At 42.3% G+C, this 20,712-nt stretch carries 15 protein-coding genes and 1 other annotated feature; of the genes, 5 read left to right on the plus strand and 10 right to left on the minus strand.

The genetic code is table 11. The features are described 5' to 3' along the window. The first annotated feature begins 84 nt into the window (after positions 1-84). The 5 genes from NFS18_RS10110 to NFS18_RS10130 all read left to right on the plus strand — a co-directional run bounded on the left by NFS18_RS10110 (position 85) and on the right by NFS18_RS10130 (position 5,347). Positions 85-300 (plus strand): hypothetical protein, encoded by a 216-nt coding sequence (locus tag NFS18_RS10110; RefSeq protein WP_251389928.1) that lies wholly within the window; start codon positions 85-87, stop codon positions 298-300. 136 nt (positions 301-436) lie between these two features. Beyond that, positions 437-790: a helix-turn-helix domain-containing protein gene (locus tag NFS18_RS10115; RefSeq protein ID WP_251389929.1), complete on the plus strand. Its 354-nt coding sequence runs from the start codon at positions 437-439 to the stop codon at positions 788-790. Between the two features lie 39 nt (positions 791-829). Then, a complete protein-coding gene (locus NFS18_RS10120; RefSeq protein WP_251389930.1) occupies positions 830-2,689 on the plus strand; it encodes a PDDEXK family nuclease in 1,860 nt (619 codons plus the stop codon). A 17-nt stretch (positions 2,690-2,706) separates the two neighbouring features. Continuing rightward, entirely contained in the window at positions 2,707-3,258 is a 552-nt protein-coding gene (locus NFS18_RS10125) for a helix-turn-helix domain-containing protein (protein WP_251389931.1), read from the plus strand. Between the two features lie 346 nt (positions 3,259-3,604). Next, positions 3,605-5,347 carry a recombinase family protein gene (locus NFS18_RS10130; protein WP_251389932.1) on the plus strand — a complete coding sequence of 581 codons (1,743 nt, stop codon included), beginning with the start codon at positions 3,605-3,607 and terminating at the stop codon, positions 5,345-5,347. A gap of 90 nt (positions 5,348-5,437) precedes the next feature. Here the strand turns inward: NFS18_RS10130 and queA are convergent, their stop codons facing one another. The 10 genes from queA to NFS18_RS10180 all read right to left on the minus strand — a co-directional run bounded on the left by queA (position 5,438) and on the right by NFS18_RS10180 (position 20,631). Then, complete coding sequence (gene queA, locus NFS18_RS10135; RefSeq protein WP_251389933.1) at positions 5,438-6,463, minus strand: tRNA preQ1(34) S-adenosylmethionine ribosyltransferase-isomerase QueA; 1,026 nt, start codon at positions 6,461-6,463, stop codon at positions 5,438-5,440. 125 nt (positions 6,464-6,588) lie between these two features. After that, positions 6,589-9,009: a phenylalanine--tRNA ligase subunit beta gene (gene pheT, locus NFS18_RS10140; protein ID WP_251389934.1), complete on the minus strand. Its 2,421-nt coding sequence runs from the start codon at positions 9,007-9,009 to the stop codon at positions 6,589-6,591. A 119-nt stretch (positions 9,010-9,128) separates the two neighbouring features. Continuing rightward, positions 9,129-10,154 carry a phenylalanine--tRNA ligase subunit alpha gene (gene pheS / locus NFS18_RS10145; protein ID WP_251389935.1) on the minus strand — a complete coding sequence of 342 codons (1,026 nt, stop codon included), beginning with the start codon at positions 10,152-10,154 and terminating at the stop codon, positions 9,129-9,131. Positions 10,155-10,326: 172 nt separating this feature from the next. Next, positions 10,327-10,559 (minus strand) — a binding site (T-box leader). Between the two features lie 346 nt (positions 10,560-10,905). Further along, positions 10,906-13,365, minus strand: coding sequence for a beta-mannosidase (locus tag NFS18_RS10150; RefSeq protein WP_251389936.1), 2,460 nt, complete (start codon positions 13,363-13,365; stop codon positions 10,906-10,908). A 31-nt stretch (positions 13,366-13,396) separates the two neighbouring features. Then, positions 13,397-14,077, minus strand: coding sequence for a D-lyxose/D-mannose family sugar isomerase (locus NFS18_RS10155; RefSeq protein ID WP_251389937.1), 681 nt, complete (start codon positions 14,075-14,077; stop codon positions 13,397-13,399). Positions 14,078-14,115: 38 nt separating this feature from the next. Next, complete coding sequence (locus NFS18_RS10160; protein WP_251389938.1) at positions 14,116-15,204, minus strand: aldose 1-epimerase family protein; 1,089 nt, start codon at positions 15,202-15,204, stop codon at positions 14,116-14,118. A 55-nt stretch (positions 15,205-15,259) separates the two neighbouring features. Then, positions 15,260-16,747 (minus strand): ABC transporter substrate-binding protein, encoded by a 1,488-nt coding sequence (locus tag NFS18_RS10165; RefSeq protein ID WP_251389939.1) that lies wholly within the window; start codon positions 16,745-16,747, stop codon positions 15,260-15,262. Positions 16,748-16,933: 186 nt separating this feature from the next. Continuing rightward, a complete protein-coding gene (locus NFS18_RS10170; RefSeq protein WP_251389972.1) occupies positions 16,934-17,881 on the minus strand; it encodes a carbohydrate ABC transporter permease in 948 nt (315 codons plus the stop codon). 24 nt (positions 17,882-17,905) lie between these two features. Continuing rightward, on the minus strand, positions 17,906-18,859 hold the full coding sequence (locus NFS18_RS10175; protein WP_251389973.1) for an ABC transporter permease: 954 nt from the start codon (positions 18,857-18,859) through the stop codon (positions 17,906-17,908). A 254-nt stretch (positions 18,860-19,113) separates the two neighbouring features. Next, positions 19,114-20,631: a response regulator transcription factor gene (locus NFS18_RS10180; protein WP_251389940.1), complete on the minus strand. Its 1,518-nt coding sequence runs from the start codon at positions 20,629-20,631 to the stop codon at positions 19,114-19,116. Positions 20,632-20,712 lie beyond the last annotated feature (81 nt).

Genomic DNA, 20,712 nt, shown 5'->3' on the forward strand with positions numbered 1-20,712 from the left:
ATCATCCTTCTGTCTAATCAAAAAAGAATAAGTCTGTAAGCTGTTTTTCTTGCTTACAAACTTATTATACGAGGAGTATCTATTATGGAGAATAGAGATGATTGGTCTTCCCAATTAAAAACAATCGGTCTATCCACATTCTCGGAAGCTCATCGGCGGATTCTTGCGGAAATGTCATCCGATGGACTTCCTGTAAACTACTCTGTTATTACGCAGGCTTCTGCTGAAGCGGTAATACAGGCGGTTGCTGTTATGATAGAGGAAAATAACAATGCTCTCTTGACTGAGATGGCTCAATGATTTTCCTTTCTTTTTATAAGGTGTATAAACGCCTATTTTTTGTAACTGTGCATCACATTTGTGTTCTACATGTTTATAATAATAGCGTTTTCGCTAAATGTCAATACTTTTTTAGCGAATTATCTAAGGAGTTTTTATGATAACTAGAATTTTAGACCTAATTGATGCTTCTGGTCTTAGCGATTCCGCTATGTGTAAGGAGTTAGAATTAGGAAATGGGATTATAGGTAAGTGGAGAAAAGGAATACAAAAGCCATCCACAGACGCAATAATCAAGGTTGCTTCATATTTCAATGTAAGCACAGATTATTTACTATTAGGGACAAACAGAGTTTCCACATCATTCTCTGTTGAAGATGCCGAATGGTTATCTTTAATACATCAACTTCCAAAAAATGCAAAATTAGAGTTCAAAGGAGAACTTAAAGGTTACATTAAAGCTCTGAATCATTCATGTAATGATTTAGAGGGGTTGAAAGAAGCAAAATAATACCCTTCGAGTGGTACCGAAGGGAAAAAGGGAAATAAAATGAAAAAACAGAAAAAAACATCTTCTTTTGTAACCATAATAGCACTTGGGGTTTTCATTACTATATTAGGACCTCTTTTTGAAGTTTTGACAGGCATTATTATCATCTTTATCATTGGTGCATTAATATATTTTATTTACAAATTCTTAAAACAACAACAGCAAAAAAACACAAACACTACCACTACTGTCATAGATGAGACAGAAAGACAACGTCAAGATTACTTATTTTACGGCAATTTTATTAAAAATAATACGCTTCCAGAACCGACTTCGAAACATGTTCCGGAAGTCTCTTCCGTAGTATCTTTTGAATTTGAGAATACTGTAGATTCTTTTGACCAAAATTTTCTCAAAGTTTTTGCATATGCCGAAACTTATAACACTATACAATCACAAAACAAGTTTCTTGATTCATATTTTAATAAAGTGCTTGCTGCGGAAGACTTGGATACAGATGTTAAAACTAGAGCAAATCATGCCAAAGAATATGTTGCACTTGTACAGGAAATTAAGGAAACACTACATTTTATAAAAGCAAGTCAGACCGGATATACCGATGATTCTTATTACTTTTTTATAAATTCAAAGGAACCCTCTGGTTTTGTAGATTCTATAAACGAGCATGAATGGACGGAAAATACACCAATCCGATATAGTTTGAATGTGGAAAGAAAAAAAAGAGAAAATGATATGGTATGGGTTGCTAGATTTGAATTCGAACAAACTCATTCAAAACGGTTCAATAAAGCCCTTGCTCTTGCGAAAAGTTTGCCAAATTATTCATCTAAATCTACGATATTTTGTGGTGCTCAGAATGTTTTAGAATACCTTTCTTTTTATTATAAATTTGAAGAACTTTTCGAAATAATTAAAAATTGGAAAAATACTCATGTATATTTTTATGAAAAACCATATACACATACAATGGCAGATTATTGGAAATTTCGTGAACGTCTCTCTCTCGAAGCAGGAAAAAAAAAGGTGATTCTTGAAAATAAAGGTATATCTATCGAACGTTTACCATTACCTATTGTTTACTATCCATATAGTCGCGGTGCTTTTTTTTGTTTCTCGGAAGACATTGGAGAAAAGTTGTTTTTTTGTGAATGTGAAAGAAATGCTATAGAAAATTATTTAAGACTACGGAAGAAATACTTCGAAGAACGAAGTGGGTTAACTAACGCACCTCTTTCGTCATTATACTTTCCCGAAATAGTTGCGTCTATCTCAATGCAAAATCCAGAGAACCCTCTTTCTTTATTTGATTTCCGTCCAAATATATGCCACAAATGCAATGGAATTATTCCTGTATTGAATTATTGCCATCCTATGTATGGTTCAAAATTCTATTTACACTACGGATGGTACATAACCCAAAAATATTTTGAACTTGGTATTGATCCACTGAATGAAGCAAATACACTAGGTTTATCTAACCCTCCACCCAATATTAAAACATATGATTATGTTATTAATCTGTGTAAACAGGAACTGTTATATCCTACAGCAAAGTGGAAAGGTGAAAATCAACTTTTTAACATAATCAAAAATATTTATCCGGACGAATTTATTATGCGTAACTATCGACCTGATTGGCTCAACGGTCTTGAACTTGACATTTTTTTACCAAACAGAAACCTATCATTCGAATTTCAAGGTATACAACATTTTAAACCTATAAAGTTTTGGGGTGGGCAAGAGCAACTACTTCATCAACAAGAAAACGACAAAAGAAAGAGAGACATTTGCCAGTCTCAAGGTATCGTTTTGATTACTATAAACTACAATGATACATTATCTACCAGTTACATTAAAGAAACGATAAACCATACACTACAATCTGTGAAGATACTTTAACAATTAAAAGAAAACAAATGAATAATTTAGGAATCAAAATCAAACAGTTAAGAAAAGAATCCGGCATCCTTCAATCCGAACTCGGAGAATTTACCTGTTGCTCTGGACAAGTGATATCAAATATAGAAAGAGGATACACTAAGCCTGCTCCGGAACAAATTGCGAAAATTGCAGAATACTTCAATGTTCCGACAGATTACCTACTGGGTAAAGACGATTGTCGTTGGATTGCCGACTCTCCATATTCAAGATCAGATGCTCTTTCAAAAAGAATCACAGAGAGGATGCGCTATTTGCAGATAGATGTATCCTCTCTTGCCAAAGCCGCAGAATTGGATGAAGCAATCTGCAGCAGTATTATATCCGGAAATACAAAACCGAATATCGATACGCTTTTAAAAATAGCTCGATCATTACAGACAACGACGGATTTTCTTTCCGGAACAACAAATTACGCCATTGCTGTTTCTTCAGAAGACGAACAAGATATCATCTTATACTTTCGTGGAATGGATAAATCTCATAGAAGACGTTTCATGGGATTATTAGAAGATTTGAAAAACGAATAAAGAGAAGAAACTATAATATGCCTACCCGGGCAGCCGGTGGGGCGTGCTTTCATCCGTACCGAGCCTGTCGGAAGGATGATGCTTATGAATACATATGAAGAAATGCAGATTTTACTCACATTTGCTTTACTTGTAGTTGCAATTCTGAATTTGAAAAATAAGAAATAGCCGCCCTGTGCTCTGGTAAAGTTTAGGTCGGCTATTTTATAATAGTTTACTTTTATTTCGCCGGTACGGGTGATCCGCACTCACCTTCCGGCTGTCCTGTTAAGTATATTATAGATGCTTTTGAAACATTTGTCAAACATTTGATAAGTATTGTTTATAAAGAAAAAGGAGTTCTGCTATGGCGTTAAAAAAGATAACTAACAGAGGCAGTGCTGTTTCTGTACGCAAGACAAAAGTTGCAATCTACATAAGGGTATCTACAATTCATCAGGTAGATAAAGACTCTCTCCCTATGCAACGACAGGATCTTGTTGCTTATTGCTCTCTGATTTTAGGAACTGATGATTACGAAATATTTGAGGACGCTGGATATTCGGGAAAAAATACTAACCGGCCAGCATTCCAAGATATGATGAAACGTATACGAAACGATGAATTTACGCACGTACTTGTATGGAAAATCGACAGAGTTTCCAGAAACCTTCTCGACTTTGCAGAAATGTATGAGGAGCTGCAACATCTTCGCGTTACATTTGTGAGCAAGAACGAACAATTCGATACCTCTACTGCAATTGGTGAAGCTATGCTGAAGATTATTCTTGTTTTCGCAGAGTTAGAAAGAAATATGACTTCTGAACGTGTTACAGATGCCATGATATCGAGGGCTTCAAACGGACAATGGAATGGAGGAAGAATCCCTTATGGGTATGATTATGACACTGAATCCTGCGAATTCTCCATTTGTAACAACGAAAAGAATGTATGCATTATCATCAAAAATGATTATATAAAAAACAAATCTCTTACAAGGACGGCGAAATTATTAAATTCTAAAGGATTTAGAACTCGTTCCGGCGCAGAGTGGAGTCCGACTTCCGTTTGGATAATAGTATCAAGCCCGTTCTACGCTGGAATTTACAGGTATAACAGGTACAAGGGTACAGAAAACAGAACCATTAACCCGGAAGAAGAATGGATAATGATTCACGATCACCACCCAGCAATCTTCACCATCGAAGAACACGAAAAAATGCTTTCCATTCTCGAGACAAATTCTCGTCAAAGAAATTCTATCGGGAAACAGTGCACAAGAGATAACATCCACATATTTTCTGGGATTGTATATTGCGGGAAATGTGGCTGCCGTTTAACTTCCACCCCTGGAAGAAAACATACGGACGGATACAGGACTTCTATTTATTCCTGCCCAAAGAAAAGAAAAAGCGATACGTGTGGAAACCCATCCGTTAATGATCTGATTGTTGGAGAGTTTGTCATAAACTATATTTTGAACATGCTCCACGCAAAGAAGATATTTTCTTCCATTATCGCTCCGGAAGAATTAGAAAAGGTATTACTTCGTGGCAGTACCTTTTCAGATGTTGTCCGCATTGAAGAAAATGGTCTTCACGACTTCTTTAATCTTCTTTCAAGATACGGATCGGACAACTTTTATGTCTTTGCCATAAAGAAACCTCGGAAGAAAAAAGCTACAGTAAATCCAGAGTTAGATTCGTTGAGAAAAGAAAAAGAAAAACAGGAGCGCGCTCTCCAAAGACTTCAGGACCTTTATTTGTATTCTGACAGCGCAATTTCCGAAAAGGATTTTATCCTAAGAAAATTGGAAATTACGAACAGGCTTGACGAAATCACTTCGCAGCTTGGCATGATTACAAAAAGTTCCGAATCTTTTTTATCTGACGAAGATTTTATAAAGCAGGCAAGCCATCTTCTCATACAGAAAGAATTGAAAGAACGCAATTATATATATTTCAAGAATCTTGCCCAAAGTGTAGCGCCTGAGATTCTCAGAATGTATATGGCAACACTACTTGATTCTGTTTACGTTGTAGATGGTAGGGTTTCTTCTATTATTTTCAAAAATGGTTTATCGCACAAATTCATTTATACGGATTCTTGAAGCGCAAAAGAGCCAGGATGTCGATTGAAGACACTCCATGGCTCTTTTATTATGTTCTTATTATCACTCAACAAATGTTAAGAAACGGTGTTAAACGATGAACATGGCATCCCCAAAGGAAAAGAACCTGTATCTTTCTTTCACCGCCTCCTCATATGCTTCCAGTACATGCTCACGTCCCGCGATCGCAGAAACCAGCATGATCAGCGTAGATTCTGGTAAATGAAAATTGGTGATCAGACAATCCAGCACCTTGAACTGATATCCCGGATAAATAAATATCTCCGTCCAACCGCTGCAAGGTTCAAGATGTCCGTCCTCTGCAGCCGCAGATTCAATGGTCCGACAGCTTGTCGTACCAACGCAGATTACTCTTCCGCCGCCGTTTTTTGCCCGGTTAATCTTCTCTGCTGCTTCCTCATCTATCTGGTAGAATTCAGAATGCATATGGTGATCAGTCACATCTTCCACCTTCACCGGACGGAAGGTCCCAAGTCCAACGTGAAGCGTCACACGCGCAATATCTACACCTTTCTTCTGAATTTGCTCCAGAAGCTCCGGTGTGAAATGCAGTCCTGCCGTCGGCGCCGCCGCAGAACCTTCATGGGCTGCATATACTGTATTATAACGGTCACGGTCTTTCAATTGATGAGTAATGTAAGGCGGTAACGGCATCTGCCCCAACTGATCCAATACTTCCTCAAAAATACCTTCATAACGGAACTGAATCAAACGATTGCCTTCTTCTACCACATCAATAACTTTTCCTGTCAGCAGTCCGTTTCCGAAGCTCACCTGTGCGCCCACTTTCATTTTCTTTCCCGGACGCACCAATGTTTCCCATATGTCGTTCTCTTTTCGTTTCAAAAGCAGAACTTCAATCTTAGCTCCAGTTCCCACACGCTCTCCGATCAACCGTGCGGGAATCACCTTCGTATCATTGATAACCAGACAGTCGCCCGGCTTCAAATATTCTATAATATCTTTAAACACACGGTGTTCCCGCTCCCCTGTCTCCTTGTTCAACACAAGCAAACGAGAGGATGAACGGTCTTCTAACGGATCCTGTGCGATCAGTTCTTCCGGCAAAGCATAATAAAAATCACTCGTTTTCACTATATTTTCCTCTCCAATTCATGACAACATCAAGAAGACTCCGCCTTTTTCCCACAACACTTTTTTACGGACTTTGCAGCAAGTGCAAAGTCCTGCGCTGAACTGTTGCGCGCCTTCACATATATTTATTTTCTCAACTCAATTCCCATGCCTTCCAGCGCTCCAAGAATCTTCTCCATTGCAGCGGATACATCTGCCTCCTCCAATGTTCTGTCTTTTGCACGGAATACAATAGAATAAGCTACAGACTTAAATCCTTCCTTAATCTGTGCGCCCTCATACAAATCAAACAACGCATAGCTTTCCAGATATTTTCCGCCTTTTGCCTCGATTACTTCTTCAATCTGACCGACCAGGATTTTCTTCGGAACGACCATACTGATATCACGGGTCACTGCCGGATATTTTGCAATTCCAATATATTTTCTGTCAAATGTTGCATACTCCATAATCTCCGGCATATCAATGACAGCCACATATGCTCTCTCACCAATACCATACGTATCGGCAACTTCCGGATGCACCTCTCCCAGATACCCTACTACTTTTCCGTCATAAATGATATTTGCCTGACGTCCCGGGTGCAGATACGGCTTGCCTGCGTTCGGGTCATAGGTCTCTTTTCCGGTCATACCGATTTTCTCAAAAAACTCTTCTACTACACCCTTCATGGTAAAGAAATCACCTTCACCATACATTCCCAGTGTAAACTGCATACGCTCCTCTGGAAGCTCTGTCAGCGGAAGTGCCTTTGGCAGGTAAATATTGCCCAACTCATAAAGTCTTGCATTTTTGTTTCTTCTGTTGTAGTTCGTTGCCAGAGAAGTCAGCATTCCGTTCAGAGAAACAGTTCTCATAATGCTGTAATCCTCTCCCAGCGGGTTCATGATATCCACTGTCCTGCGAAGGTCTGAGTCTGCCGGAATCAGCAGCTTATCAAATACCTTTGGACTCTCGAAGGAATATGTCATTCCCTCACTAAATCCGCAGAATTCAGCAATCTCACGGGCAATCTGCTCAATTCTCAGCTTGTAGGATAGTTTTCCTGCGGTTGCTTCTCCGCTCGGCAATGTCGTTGGAATGTTATCATACCCAAAAAATCTTGCTACTTCCTCTGCCAGATCAGCCAGACGGAACAAATCGTGACGGAAGGTCGGCGCAATCACTTCTTTTGTCTCTGCATCGTATTCCAGATCAATTTTCTTAAAGTATGCAAGCATCTGTTCTTCAGAAATATCTGTTCCCAACATAATGTTGATCTGCTCTGCATCAAACGGTACACGCACAGGCTCTTTCACCTTGCCATATACGTCCACTGTGCCTCCGACAACCTCGCCTGCACCCATCTCTTCTACCAACTGACAGGCACGGTCGATTGCTGCCTTTGCATTGTTCGGATCCAGTCCCTTTTCAAATTTACCGGACGCATCTGTACGAAGTCCCACACGCTTGCTGGATTTACGGATATTAACACCATCGAAGCAGGCTGCCTCAAACAGCATTGTCTTCACATCATCGGTAATCATGGAATTCTCGCCGCCCATGATTCCGGCAATGCCGATTTCCTTCTCACCGTCGCAGATCATCAATACATCCTTGTCCAATTTTCTTTCCTGTCCGTCAAGTGTTACAAATGTATCCCCGTCTTTTGCATTTTTTACAATAATCTGGCGTCCCGCAATGGTATCCAGATTATAAGCATGCATCGGCTGCCCGTACTCTTCCATTACATAGTTTGTAATATCGACCAGGATGTTGATCGGGCGGATTCCCACAGAAGCCAGTCTTCTCTGCATCCAAAGCGGAGACGGTCCGATTTTGATATTTTTGACAACTCTTGCACAGTAACGCGGGCAAAGCTCTGTATTCTCCACAGAAACCTTGATGTAGTCATTCACATCTTCGTCATTTCCTGTTTCTGTCACAACCGGAGGTACGAATTCCTTACCAAATGTAGCCGCCGCCTCACGTGCAATACCAATTACGCTGAAACAATCCACACGGTTGGAGGTTACCTCATACTCAAAAATCACATCGTCACGGCCGAGCGCCTGAATTGCGCTGCTGCCAACCTCTGCATCCTCAGGGAAAATGTAGATGCCGTTCTCCGGCGCCTCGGGATACATGTTCGTATCAGAACCCAGTTCCTCGATGGAGCACATCATACCGAAGCTCTCTACACCGCGGAGCTTGCCTTTTTTAATCTTGATTCCTCCGGCAACTTTCTGTCCCGGCTCGTGTCCACCTGCAACACGTCCTCCGTCCAGTACGACCGGAACCTTCGCTCCCTCAAAAACATTTTTTGCGCCTGTGACAATCTGCACGCTTTCTGTGCCGATATTCACCTGACAGACAACCAATTTATCTGCATCAGGATGTTTCTCAATCTTGTCGATCTGACCAATAACGATTTTCTCAAGGTCAGCATCCAGCTCCTCACAGCCTTCTACCTTTGTTCCCGTTAATGTCATTGCGTCTGTATATTCCTGGGCTGTCACGTCCAAATCCGGGACATATGCTTTCACCCATGATAATGAAGTATTCATGATTTTTCCTTCCTTTCTGCTTTATGTTTTCTTACGGTCAGCGCAATAATTGCACTGACCTGAATGAACAGTAACAATAAATGCTCTTTTCGTTCGCGCTTCTTTGCTTTGTGTGCTCGCTAGAATTGTTTTAAGAAGCGTGTGTCGTTTTCGTATAATAACCGCATATCGTCAATTTCGTATTTCAATAATGCGATACGTTCCAGACCTACGCCGAATGCGAATCCGCCGTATACTTCCGGGTCGATGCCGCACATTTCTAATACATGCGGGTGAACCATTCCGCAGCCGAGGATCTCAATCCAGCCGGAGCCTTTACAGAAACGGCATCCTTTACCGCCGCACTTGAAGCAGCTTACATCGACCTCTGCACTTGGCTCTGTAAATGGGAAATGATGAGGACGGAACTTTGTCTTTGTCTCTGGTCCAAACAGTTCTTTTGCAAATTCTGCCAGTGTTCCTTTTAAGTCTGCGAAAGATACCTTTTCTTTTTTGTCGATCACAAGCCCCTCTATCTGGTGGAAGGATGGTGAATGTGTTGCGTCTACTTCGTCAGAACGGAATACTCTTCCCGGCGCGATCATACGAATCGGGAGTTTTCCCTGCTCCATCACACGTGCCTGTACCGGAGATGTCTGGGTACGAAGCACGATATCTTTGTTAATGTAAAATGTATCCTGTTCGTCTTTAGCCGGATGGTCCGCCGGAATGTTCAGCTTCTCAAAGTTGTACTTATCGTATTCTACTTCTGGTCCTTCTACAACTTCATAACCCATTCCGATGAAGATGCGCTCTACCTCTTCCAGAGCGATCGTATTCGGATGTCTGTGTCCTACATGATTTTTCCTGGACGGCAGTGTCACGTCAATAACCTCTGCTTTCAGCTTCTCCTCACGGATCGCCTTTTCCATTTTTGTCTTTGCCTCTTCCAGAATGCCTTCAATGGCAGCTCTTGTCTCATTGACAAGCTGACCGACCTTCGGACGGTCTTCCGGGGCAACATCCTTCATTCCCTTTAATACGGCTGTCAGCTCGCCCTTTTTACCAAGGTATTTGACACGCACGTCGTTCAGTTTTTCTGGTATATCAGATTCCTGAATGAGCGTGATTGCTTCTTTTTTAATTTGTTCCAGTTTCTCTTTCATTCTACTTCTCCTCTCATCTGAAATTCAGAACAAAGAATGTGCTTCGCACATTCTTGCGCCTGCGGCGGTCGCATGCGACATCTTCATTGTACGCCGCAGTGCGCATCCCCCAGAGCGTTTTATGATATAGGAAAGTGAGAACTTTCCTATATCATAAAAAAACTCCGCCCCTAAAAGGGACGAAGTTATATTCGCGGTACCACCCTAATTCCCACAGTAAACCTGCAGACACTTAGCATTGCGTAACATGCAATTAAACGGCGCTCTCTACTTCAAATAATACTTTCAAAAACGCAGCTAACGTGGGAAATTCGATTGTTATCTGAACTAAAGAGAACTTGCAGCCGGTGATTCTCTCTCTCTGATAGAAAATAACTCTCTACTGTACACGGTCATCGCTTTTTATTATTTTTGAAACCCATTGCTTCAAATTATTCTTCTTTATTTTATCACAAGGTGAATGAAAGTCAAGATTTATTTTTCCGCCATATCACCGTATAGTTAACTATTCAGCCTTTCGGCTTCATAGTAACTGAATCCGCCCTATTTTAAGTTCACCTGCGGTGAAAGGGCGGATTTTGTTTTCCCATCACACATTTTTACGGAGTTTGCAGCAAGTGCAAACTCCTATGCTGAACTGTAACCGCATTTGTGCATTTAAAATCGCCTGCGGCGAGGCACAAATGCTTGTAAACTTCGCTGTATTAGGTCGTAAATGCGCAGTTTATGCGCATTTCGACTGTGAACAGTATCACCGTATATCATATACGCTCCGCAGTTTCAGAGCCTCCCCCGGCTTTCCTGACATGATCTTCACTCTCTTTTCTCCTGCATTCATATCAAAATAATTATCTGATAGTACTATATCTTCATTTTCGTTTAGAATTTCCACACTTTTTGCATATGCATTTGCGGATACAACAATCTCATCCCCCTCGACTCTGCATGATAACTGTGGGTCTTCATAACGGAAATATTTTGGATAGGAGAAAATCACGGTTCCATCCGATACAAACTCTCCATCACATTCCATCTCATAACTGACATACTCTGAGAAGATGTCAATCCCTGGCAGCAGTACCTTATCCAGCCATACACTTGTCAGCGCCGGAACAGTTATGGTCTGTCTGCCCCCATCCCGGATGATTTCTGCCTTGGAATTGCGTACTGCCCAGGAAATTACAACCTTCTTCTCTTCCATTGTCTCATTTGCCACATTGAGCCGAATGGACTTCTCGAACACAAAGTGCTCCCTGTTCATATCCGCTTCCTGCGTCATCATCCCTTCTTCCTGACAAGAAAGCATCAGCGGTGCAAAAAAACGTTTTGCTGCGTAATGAAGCGCTTTCCATCTGCCGCAGTAATCAATAGACGCCCAGGAGATCACCGGCCAGCAGTCGTTGAGCTGCCAGTAAATAGCTCCCATGCATCTGCCCCTGTTCCTTCGGAAATGCTCCACTCCGTAGCGGATCGCATCTGCCTGCAAAAGCTGTGATGCATAGAGCAGTACCTCAAATGATGTAGGATACAAGTAGGTCTGCTGCAGATAGTTCATAATCTTGCCGTTTGCTCCATACTGCCGCTGGTGCTTCTCCATCACATAGGAGAAGATATTGAAGTCTTTCGGATCATCGGTAAATGTCTCTATCGTCTTTTTGCTCGGAAAGGATTGGAAGCCAAATTCCGATGCATAGCGGAAGAAGAATTTACGGTACTCAGAAAATGGTCTGTTTCCATGCCAAACCTTCCAATAGTGAACATCTCCTCTGTCCGGGCTGTTTGGTTCATCAAATGCGCCGCCTGACGATGGGCTTGCCGGCCAGTAGAAGGTCTGCGGATCGTACTCCTCCAGTACTTCCGGGATTAGCTGCTCATACATGATGATGTAATCTCGTACTTCTGTTTTCTTTGTTACCCAGTGGTGTCCCTCTTCTACAAACATCTCCATCTCATTGTTGCCGCACCAAAGTCCAAGAGAGGCATGATGACGGAGACGTTTTACATTATCAATAAATTCCTGACGGATATTTGCTTTGAATTCCGGTGACAACTCATAAACTGCACAGGCAAACATAAAGTCCTGCCACACGACTAGTCCCAGTTCATCACAAATGTCAAAGAACCAGTCCTCAGGATAGTAACCGCCGCCCCAGACACGCACTGTATTGAAATTCGCCGCCTTACATTGTATAAGAAGCTTCCTTGTCGTCTCCGGTGTGACTCTTCCAAGAAGATGGTCTTCTGGTATGTAGTCCGCCCCCATCGCAAAGATTGCAATTCCATTGACCTCATGGGCAAAGCATTCTCCCCACTGATCCTTCTCGATTTTCATAGTCATCGTACGAAGTCCGATCCGGCGCTCCCAAATATCCAATGGTTCGCTTCCACTCTTCTGACCTGCCTTATAAAGCGCCACCTTCACTGTGTATAAAGGCTGCTCCCCATAACCGTTAGGCCACCAGAGTTTTGGGTTCTCCAGTGTGATCGTCTCCGGAGAATCCTCATAAACCGTAACACTTCCTGCCGGATCTGTAATTTCTACCGAATAAACTGTTTCCTCCGCAGACAAATCTGTCAATTCTTCCTGCACTTCCAAATGAAGTTCCACCCGACGATCTGAATGCTCCTGTCTGATATACACACTATCCAGCCTCGCCGCTGTAATCCCCAGCAAAGACACATTTCGGAAAATTCCGGCGTCCGGAAGATGAGCGCCCCAGTCCCATCCGAACATACAATGCGCCTTCCGCAGATGGACAAATCCATCCATCGCGTCCTCTGAACCCATTGTACGGCACTTTTCAAATGCCTCCCGGATATATTGAAGCGGTGAATGAAGCAGCACACGCAGAACATTTTCTTTGCTGTGTACAATCCCTGTTACATCATATTCCCAAATCCTATGCATATTAAATGCTTTTCCGACCTTCTGTTCATTCACATAGATATCTGCAATTGTATCCAGCCCGTCAAAATGTAAAAGAACCCTCTCCTGTGAAAGCAGCGCTTCTTCACATGCAAAGCTGCATACATATTCATAATCCTCTTCCATCAGTTCAAGCGCCTGAATCTCATTATCCTTCCAGAAAGGATCCTCCATCTGTCCATTCCTGAGTAAGTCTGTATAGACTGTTCCCGGCACAACTGCCGGCAATACTGTGTTTCCGGCACATCCCATCTTCCAGTTCTGATTCAATACCTGCTGTATCATAATTCTGCCGTCTCCTTTATCTTATATCTGACTATTTTGCTGACGAATACTCATTGCAAAGCAGACGGTAAGGAGCCTCATCCTCTTCAATCTCCGGGAAACGTCCGATCGGCTCATAGAAACGATTGTCATTCTCATCATCGTTGCACATGGATACTTCTCCCAGCAATACATCCCCGCTGCCCTCTTCCACATGAAAATCGTGATACATATACGGATAAATCGTGATACTCTCACCCGGCGTCAGCTTCACCTGACTGCCTGCCAAAACCGTATACTCGCGTCCGTCACAGTTCACAGTTACATCTGTATCCGCAAATTCTCCGTCTTCCGTGGAGTTATAAACAGTAATCAATACATTTCCGCCGCCGCGGTTGATGATATCCTCCATCTTATTCCAGTGGAAATGCATCGGCGCCATCTGTCCCTCTTTCACGACAAGCAGTTTTTCTGCATAAGTCTTTGTATACTTATCCATCTTCAGATTACCATTACGGATCGTGATCAGTGAGAATCCTACCTCATCAAATTTCCCCAGACCATAATCTGTAATATCCCAACCCAGCATGTTGTCGCGGATTTCATCGTACTCTGCACCCTTGTCTTTCCAGTCTTCTGCAGACCATTTGCAGAACGGCGGGATCTCAAAGCCATGTTCCTGAATCAGCTTTTCCATATGTTTAATCTCTGCATTTATTTTTGAACGTTTCATTTCATAATTCTCCTTTTTCTTTTATATATTTTATAAATTTAACAATCTTTGTTACTGTTCACACGGCATCTTGCATTGTGCTGCAAGGTGTCCGCTTCCGCCTTCACCTGTTTTAGTTCTTCCCCCCGCAAAAACGTCAATACGATCCGTTTCCGTTCTGCAGCAAACGGCTCTATCTTATGCAGATCATCTTGCTCGATATGATACAGCTTTCCATATACACTGGAATTTGCAGGCTCCAGACCTACCACATAATCTCCCGATGCAATAGATTTCCATTGCATAAAATAAGGAAGTTCCTTCTGATTATATTCTATTTTTAATCCGATTCCCAGCTTTTTATTGATAACTGCCGCAAATGTATTTCCATTTTCATCTGCTGCCATCTCGTGCAGAAATACATATTCCGGTTCCCCGTCTTTCGGCGCTTCCATCTGATTCCAGTTTCCTATATGAGGCGCCGCGTCTTTGTCTCTCGGAATCACATTTCTGGTCGGCAGCACAATCTCACAGTCCTCTGACAAAAGTGGATATCCCACATTCATATGATACAGAAGCATCATGGGTTCTGCTCGAAATCCCTCGTTCATAATCTCGTCTTCAATACAAATGCGGTTCTCCCCATACAAAGTGGTAATCTTTCTGCGTAGGATCAGATTCTCTCCGAAAAGCTCTGCTTCTCGCATCTCCCCCGACAAGACCATCTGGTATCCTTCTTTGGTCCAGCATGCGTCTGCACAGGTGTGCTCTGCCGGAGTTGTCCGTATACGCCCGTGCATCGGATAGTCCTTCCCTTCCACACTGCATGGAGCACAGATATTTTCTAGACCGCAGGTAAACAGCATTCCGCCCATAATGCTCCGAAGCGCTTCATCTCCGTTGGTATCATAATGATTCCGCCCCATAAGTCCGGGCTTGGAAAGAAAGCTGACATTATATCCCGCAAAGGAAACCTCCGCAATATCCATACACTTATCGGCTGCCACGGTAAATGCAAGAGGACCATTCTTTACTTCGTATCCTTTCATCCCGCCGGCACGGCCCTCGGTAAAAATTACCGGACGGACATACGCCTCTTGCTGCATGCTTCCCATGTGGCTTAATAAACTCTTCTTCTCTGCTTTCATACCATTTCCTCTAAATAAGGGCGCCCTTACTGTTAAGCGCGCCCTTTTGCTTTCTTTATTTGCCTGCTTTCCACTCGTCAATCTGACTCTGCATCTCTTCAATTACCTTCTCAATACCGGTCGCTTCCAGCTTTTCCTGCAATTTCGGCAGATATTCCTTCGGATCAACACTTCCCGTAAAGAGTGATTTGCCAAACTCATCCATAACATTTCCAAAACCTGCTACTTCTGTGCTCACCGGTTCAAGATCAAAGTCAAATCCAAAGGATGGCGCTGCCACAGACTCTGCATTGAACTCTTTGAATGTAGCCCATTTGTCAATAGGTTCATTTTCAAGTACATATGTATTAAACAGTCCGCCCTGTACCCAGTAAGATACTCTGTAATCTGTGCTTTCCGTCAATGCGATCTTCTTGTCATATACATATGGCTTTCCTTCTGCTGCCGCAGCCTCTTCCTCCGGTACGTCCACATAGTTCCAGTGCTCGCCCTCAATACCATAGTTCAGCAGGTTTCTCAGATATTCGTCTGTATTTACCAGATTCAGAAATTCAACTGCTTTTTCCGGATGTTCTGTCTGTGCGTTAACGGCTGTTAATGCTCCTCGTGCGGAAATATTTGTCACATAAGTATCCATGATCGGAGTTGCAACTACATCATATTTCAGATCTTTGCTCCATACCAGTTCTGCATACGGCTGTCCGTCTCCCTTAGTCACAAAACGTTTTACAGATTTGTCATCGCTTGCCGTTGCGGCATCCTGATTTACATAGCCTGCCAGATAATATTTTCTCATCGTATCCAGCGTAGACTTCATTTTTTCCGTTTCAAACAAGTTCTTTACGGTCAGAGACTCATCGCCGTACTCGATTCCTACCGGATTCTGAATCAGGTCCATATAAGTCGGTGCAGAATAGCTGCTTGTCAGATACAGCGGTACTACGCCTGGTTCATTTTCCTTGATGAGCTTCAGCCACGGCTCCAGATCTTCCAGAGAGTGAATCTCATCTACAGGAACATTGTATTTATCTACATATTCTTTTGTGAATACCCACATCGGCATAGAGCCGATTTCTTTCTCACTCGGTACACCATAGGTTTTGCCTTTTACCTTTGCTGCTTCCCAGAAACGTTCGTCAATGGTATTGTACATCTCTGTATCTTTTAGATACTCATCCAGCTCAAGAAATGCTCCCTTATTTGCATTCTGAAGATAATTATTCGCCCATGAACAGGTAAAGCACATATCCCAATCATCGCCTGTATTGATGATCACCTGCATTTTCTGGTCATAGTCGCCCCAGCCTGCGGTGTTTACTTTTACTCTGACGCCGATTTTTTCTTCGGTGTACTCATTCACCTTCGCAATAACCTTCTCCTGATCCTTCTGGGCATCACCAATCTGCCACCAGACCAGTTCTACGATTTCCTCACCGCTTTCATTAGTCTCTGTTTTACCCTTACCGCAGCCTGCAAGCAGTCCGGCTGACATAACGCCGATCATAGCTGCTGCCGCAAATCTTTTCCACACTTTTAACTTCATAATCAATTTCCTCCATTTATTATAATCACTTGTTACTGGTTTACGGTGCCTTACACCTCGCTGCAAGGCATCCGGCCAATAAATCTGCGGTTTTATGCATCCAGCCCCTCGCCGTCAGGCGACTTTTTAATGGGCTGGATGCGTTACAGTTCACGGCCGGTTAAGCCGTTAACTGTAACGATCTCTTTATTCTTTTACCGCACCAACCGTCAGACCATTGACAAAATATCTCTGGAAAAACGGATATGCGAAAATAATCGGTAACGTTGAGATAACAACGATTGCCATCTTGATAGTTTCCTTCGGCATATTTGCAGCCGCCTGTACGCCATCCACACCCATCATCGCCTTATTGCTTGCCAGCCAGTCGATCGAGCTCTCGATACGGATCAGCAGGTATTGCAGCGGAATCAGATTCTGGTCGTCAATATACATCATTGCATTGAACCAGTCATTCCAGTAAGACAGTGTCAAGAACAATCCAATTGTCGCAAGTCCCGGCAGCGCCATCGGGATAACGATCTGAAAGAACAGTCTCCACTCAGAAGCGCCGTCAATCTTTGCAGACTCCACAACCGCATCAGGAATGCTGGTTTTAAAGAATGTCCTCAGTACAATAATGTTAAAGGAATTCAGGCAGAGCGGTAAAATTAACGCCCATATCGTATCTTTCAGCATCAGTACCTTTGTTACAATCAGGTAGTTTGCGATCATACCGCCGCTGAACAACATCGGAATTGTAATAACCGTCGTAAAAAATTTACGGAATGCATAGTTCTTTCTGGATAATGCATAGGCATATGTTCCAGTCAGAAGCAGCCCCAGTACTGTTCCCAAAACCGTCACCAGAATTGTCACTCCATAACTTTTAATAATACTCTCTCCTGCACTGATGATATACTCATAAGCGTAAAAGCTTATCTTCTCCGGAATGAACCTGTAGCCGTTCATTGCCAGTGAATTTTCATCTGTGATCGAGATAATGATAACAAAGAGAAACGGTATAATACAAAACAGAGATAAGATTGCCAACAGGATATTAAATAAAATGTTGGTCGGTGTCTTGATCTGATTGTACTGACACTCTTTGGCTTCCATTTTTTTGATTCTTTTTTCTAATTTTCTCTGACTCATTGCAGCCATGATCTTACCTCCTTCCTAGAATAATGCGTTTTCATTGTCAATCTTGGATACTATCTTGTTTGCAGTCATAATCAGAACAAATCCAACTGTAGACTGGAACAATGCAGCCGCCGAACTCATGCCTATCTCTCCGCTTGTCTTTAATGCACGGAAGATATATGTATCAAGTACGTTTGTAACCGGATACAGTGGACCCGAGTTTTTCGGAAGCTGGTAGAACAGTCCGAAGTCCGCCCGGAAGATACCGCCGATAGACATGATCAACAAAATCATGATAACCGGTTTTAACAACGGCAGTGTAATGTATTTAATCTGCTGCCATTTAGATGCACCGTCAAGCACGGCCGCCTCATAGTATGTTTTATCAATTCCGCAGATGGATGCAAGGTACACGACTGTGTTGTAACCCATACCTTTCCACTGACTCATGATAATGATGATAAACGGCCACAGCTTTGTCTCCGTATACCATGAGATCGGCTGACCGCCAAACTGCTGGATAATAGCGTTAAAGTAACCTTTTTCCGGGTTCAAGAATGCGAATACACAGTAGCTGACAACAACCCATGAAAGGAAATACGGCAGGAACATGGAACTCTGATAAATTTTCATCATTCCTTTATTCTTAATTTCATTCAGAAGCAGCGCTAAAATTACCGGAATCACAATTCCAAGAATAATGAAACACAGATTATAGAGAACTGTATTTCTTACAATAATAAATGCATCACCGCTGCTGAACAAGAACTTAAAGTTATCGAACCAAACCGTCTCACTGGTAAACAGATTGTAGAAAAATCCGTTTCCCGAAAGTCTGAATTTCTTGAATGCTACTAAGATACCGAATAATGGCAGATAAGCAAATAGCAGAAACCAAACAGCGCCTGGCAGACTCAGGATCAAAAGCTCTTTGTTTGCCTTAATCCGCCGAAGGAGCGGTTCCTTTGGTTCTTTGGACTTTTTTTTCATTTTATTTTTATTTTCTTTCACCTTTAGTCCTCCCTCCTTACTCTTACTGCGTCTCAACTTGCCGGCCTGTCAATTTGCAGTATTTTCTTGTCTGTATATACTATATCATTGTATAAAATGTACGGAAATTGGAAAACTTTTAGGTTCATTGCACAAATTCTAGAGAAATTTTACAGTCTTTTACAGTAAAAAAAATCATGAAATAATTTGTCCACTATTTCACGATTTTTTCCACTCAAACTTCTGTTCTACTTTTAATACTTTTTCATCTCCCGCAGAGATGCCGGCGAAACACCATAGCATTGTTTAAATTTACGATAAAAATAGCTTGTATCCGGATATCCTACCTCCCGGGCAATATCATTGATTTTCATGTTTGTATTCAGGATCAGATCCTTTGCAATGCCATTCTTCGTATTGCTCAAAAATTGGGCAAACGAAGACCCAACCTCCTTCTGGAAAATCTGTCCCAGATAAGAGGCATTCATATGATACTTGTATGCCAATGTTTTTAGATTCATATCTTCTTTATAGTTATTCTGCACCTCAGCGATAATCTGGCGCACCACCGGCGTATACTGGGAATTTTCCTCATGCAGGCGGGCAATGATTTCAATAATTTCGGCAATAAATACCGTCTTGATACCAAAAATATCATCAGAACGGTAAATTGTCTCTACCAACTCCGGCAGATCATGCAATTTTTCGGATTCCAGCTTATATTCCTTTTTAATATCTTCCAAAAGCATAGCCGTCTTCACAGCCATCTGATAGATTGCGCTGACTGAGACATCCTTCCGCACATTGTTGATAAACAAATCTTCCAGATACCCCACTGCCGATTCTTTTTCCTTCTTTAGAATCAGTTTCCGAAGCTGAGCTTCATCAATATTGATATCCCCGCTCTTCCGCTCCTGAACCTGCCGCAGGCTGATACAGCTTCCATATCCTTCAATCATCAGATATTTCTGCATCTTCATGGCGGCGCCATAGACCTCGGGCAGCTGCTCAAACTGTTCAAATGCAGGTCCCACACAGATAAATGTAAAAATGCCGAATTCACTTTCTATCCGATTCTGAATCCCGGCAAAATATTCCAATGCCTGCTCCTCGTCCAGTCCCGGATCTACCAGAATCATCAGCAGACTATCCGGCAGTAAATGAACAAGCCGAAGACCCGGCTCCTGCTTCTTAAGGGTAACGATCACATCTGTGATCCGGTTTTCTTTCAATTCATCCAGTCTCCATTTCATGACTGCCGCATAAAATCTCTCTGTCTGAGACGGTATATCCAGAATTCCAGCGTACTCTGCATATCCACCCGCTTCTGTTTTCCCGCTTAAGAAATGCATCCACTGGGTCTTCTCATCGATGTATTTGATCTTCTCTTTGTACATCTCATCCAACTTCTCGACTGTTTCTTTCAGCTGACGTTCCAGTTCCTCCTCATTAATCGGTTTTAAAATATAGCTCTCTACTCCCAGCCTGATCGCAGTGCGGGCATACTCGAACTCATCATAGCCGCTCAGAATGATAAACCGCACCTTCTCTTCCTTCTCCCGAAGTACCCGAAGCAATGTAAGCCCATCCATCACTGGCATAGTAATGTCAGAAACCACAATATCAACAGGTTCCTTTTCCCACATTTCCAGAGCCTCCTGACCATTATGTGCCATATGTACAACCTCTAGCCCCAATGCGTTCCAATCAATAATATTGAAAATCCCCTGCAAAATAAGTTCTTCATCTTCCACCAGCATTACTTTTTTCATTCTGATCCCCCTCCTTTTTCTCATATGCTGTAACAGTTCAGCCTTCGGCTTCCTGTTACAGGCATCAAGCCATGCAAAACC

The sequence above is a fragment of the Mediterraneibacter agrestimuris genome (genome assembly GCF_943193195.1).
GTDB lineage: Bacteria > Bacillota > Clostridia > Lachnospirales > Lachnospiraceae > Schaedlerella > Schaedlerella agrestimuris.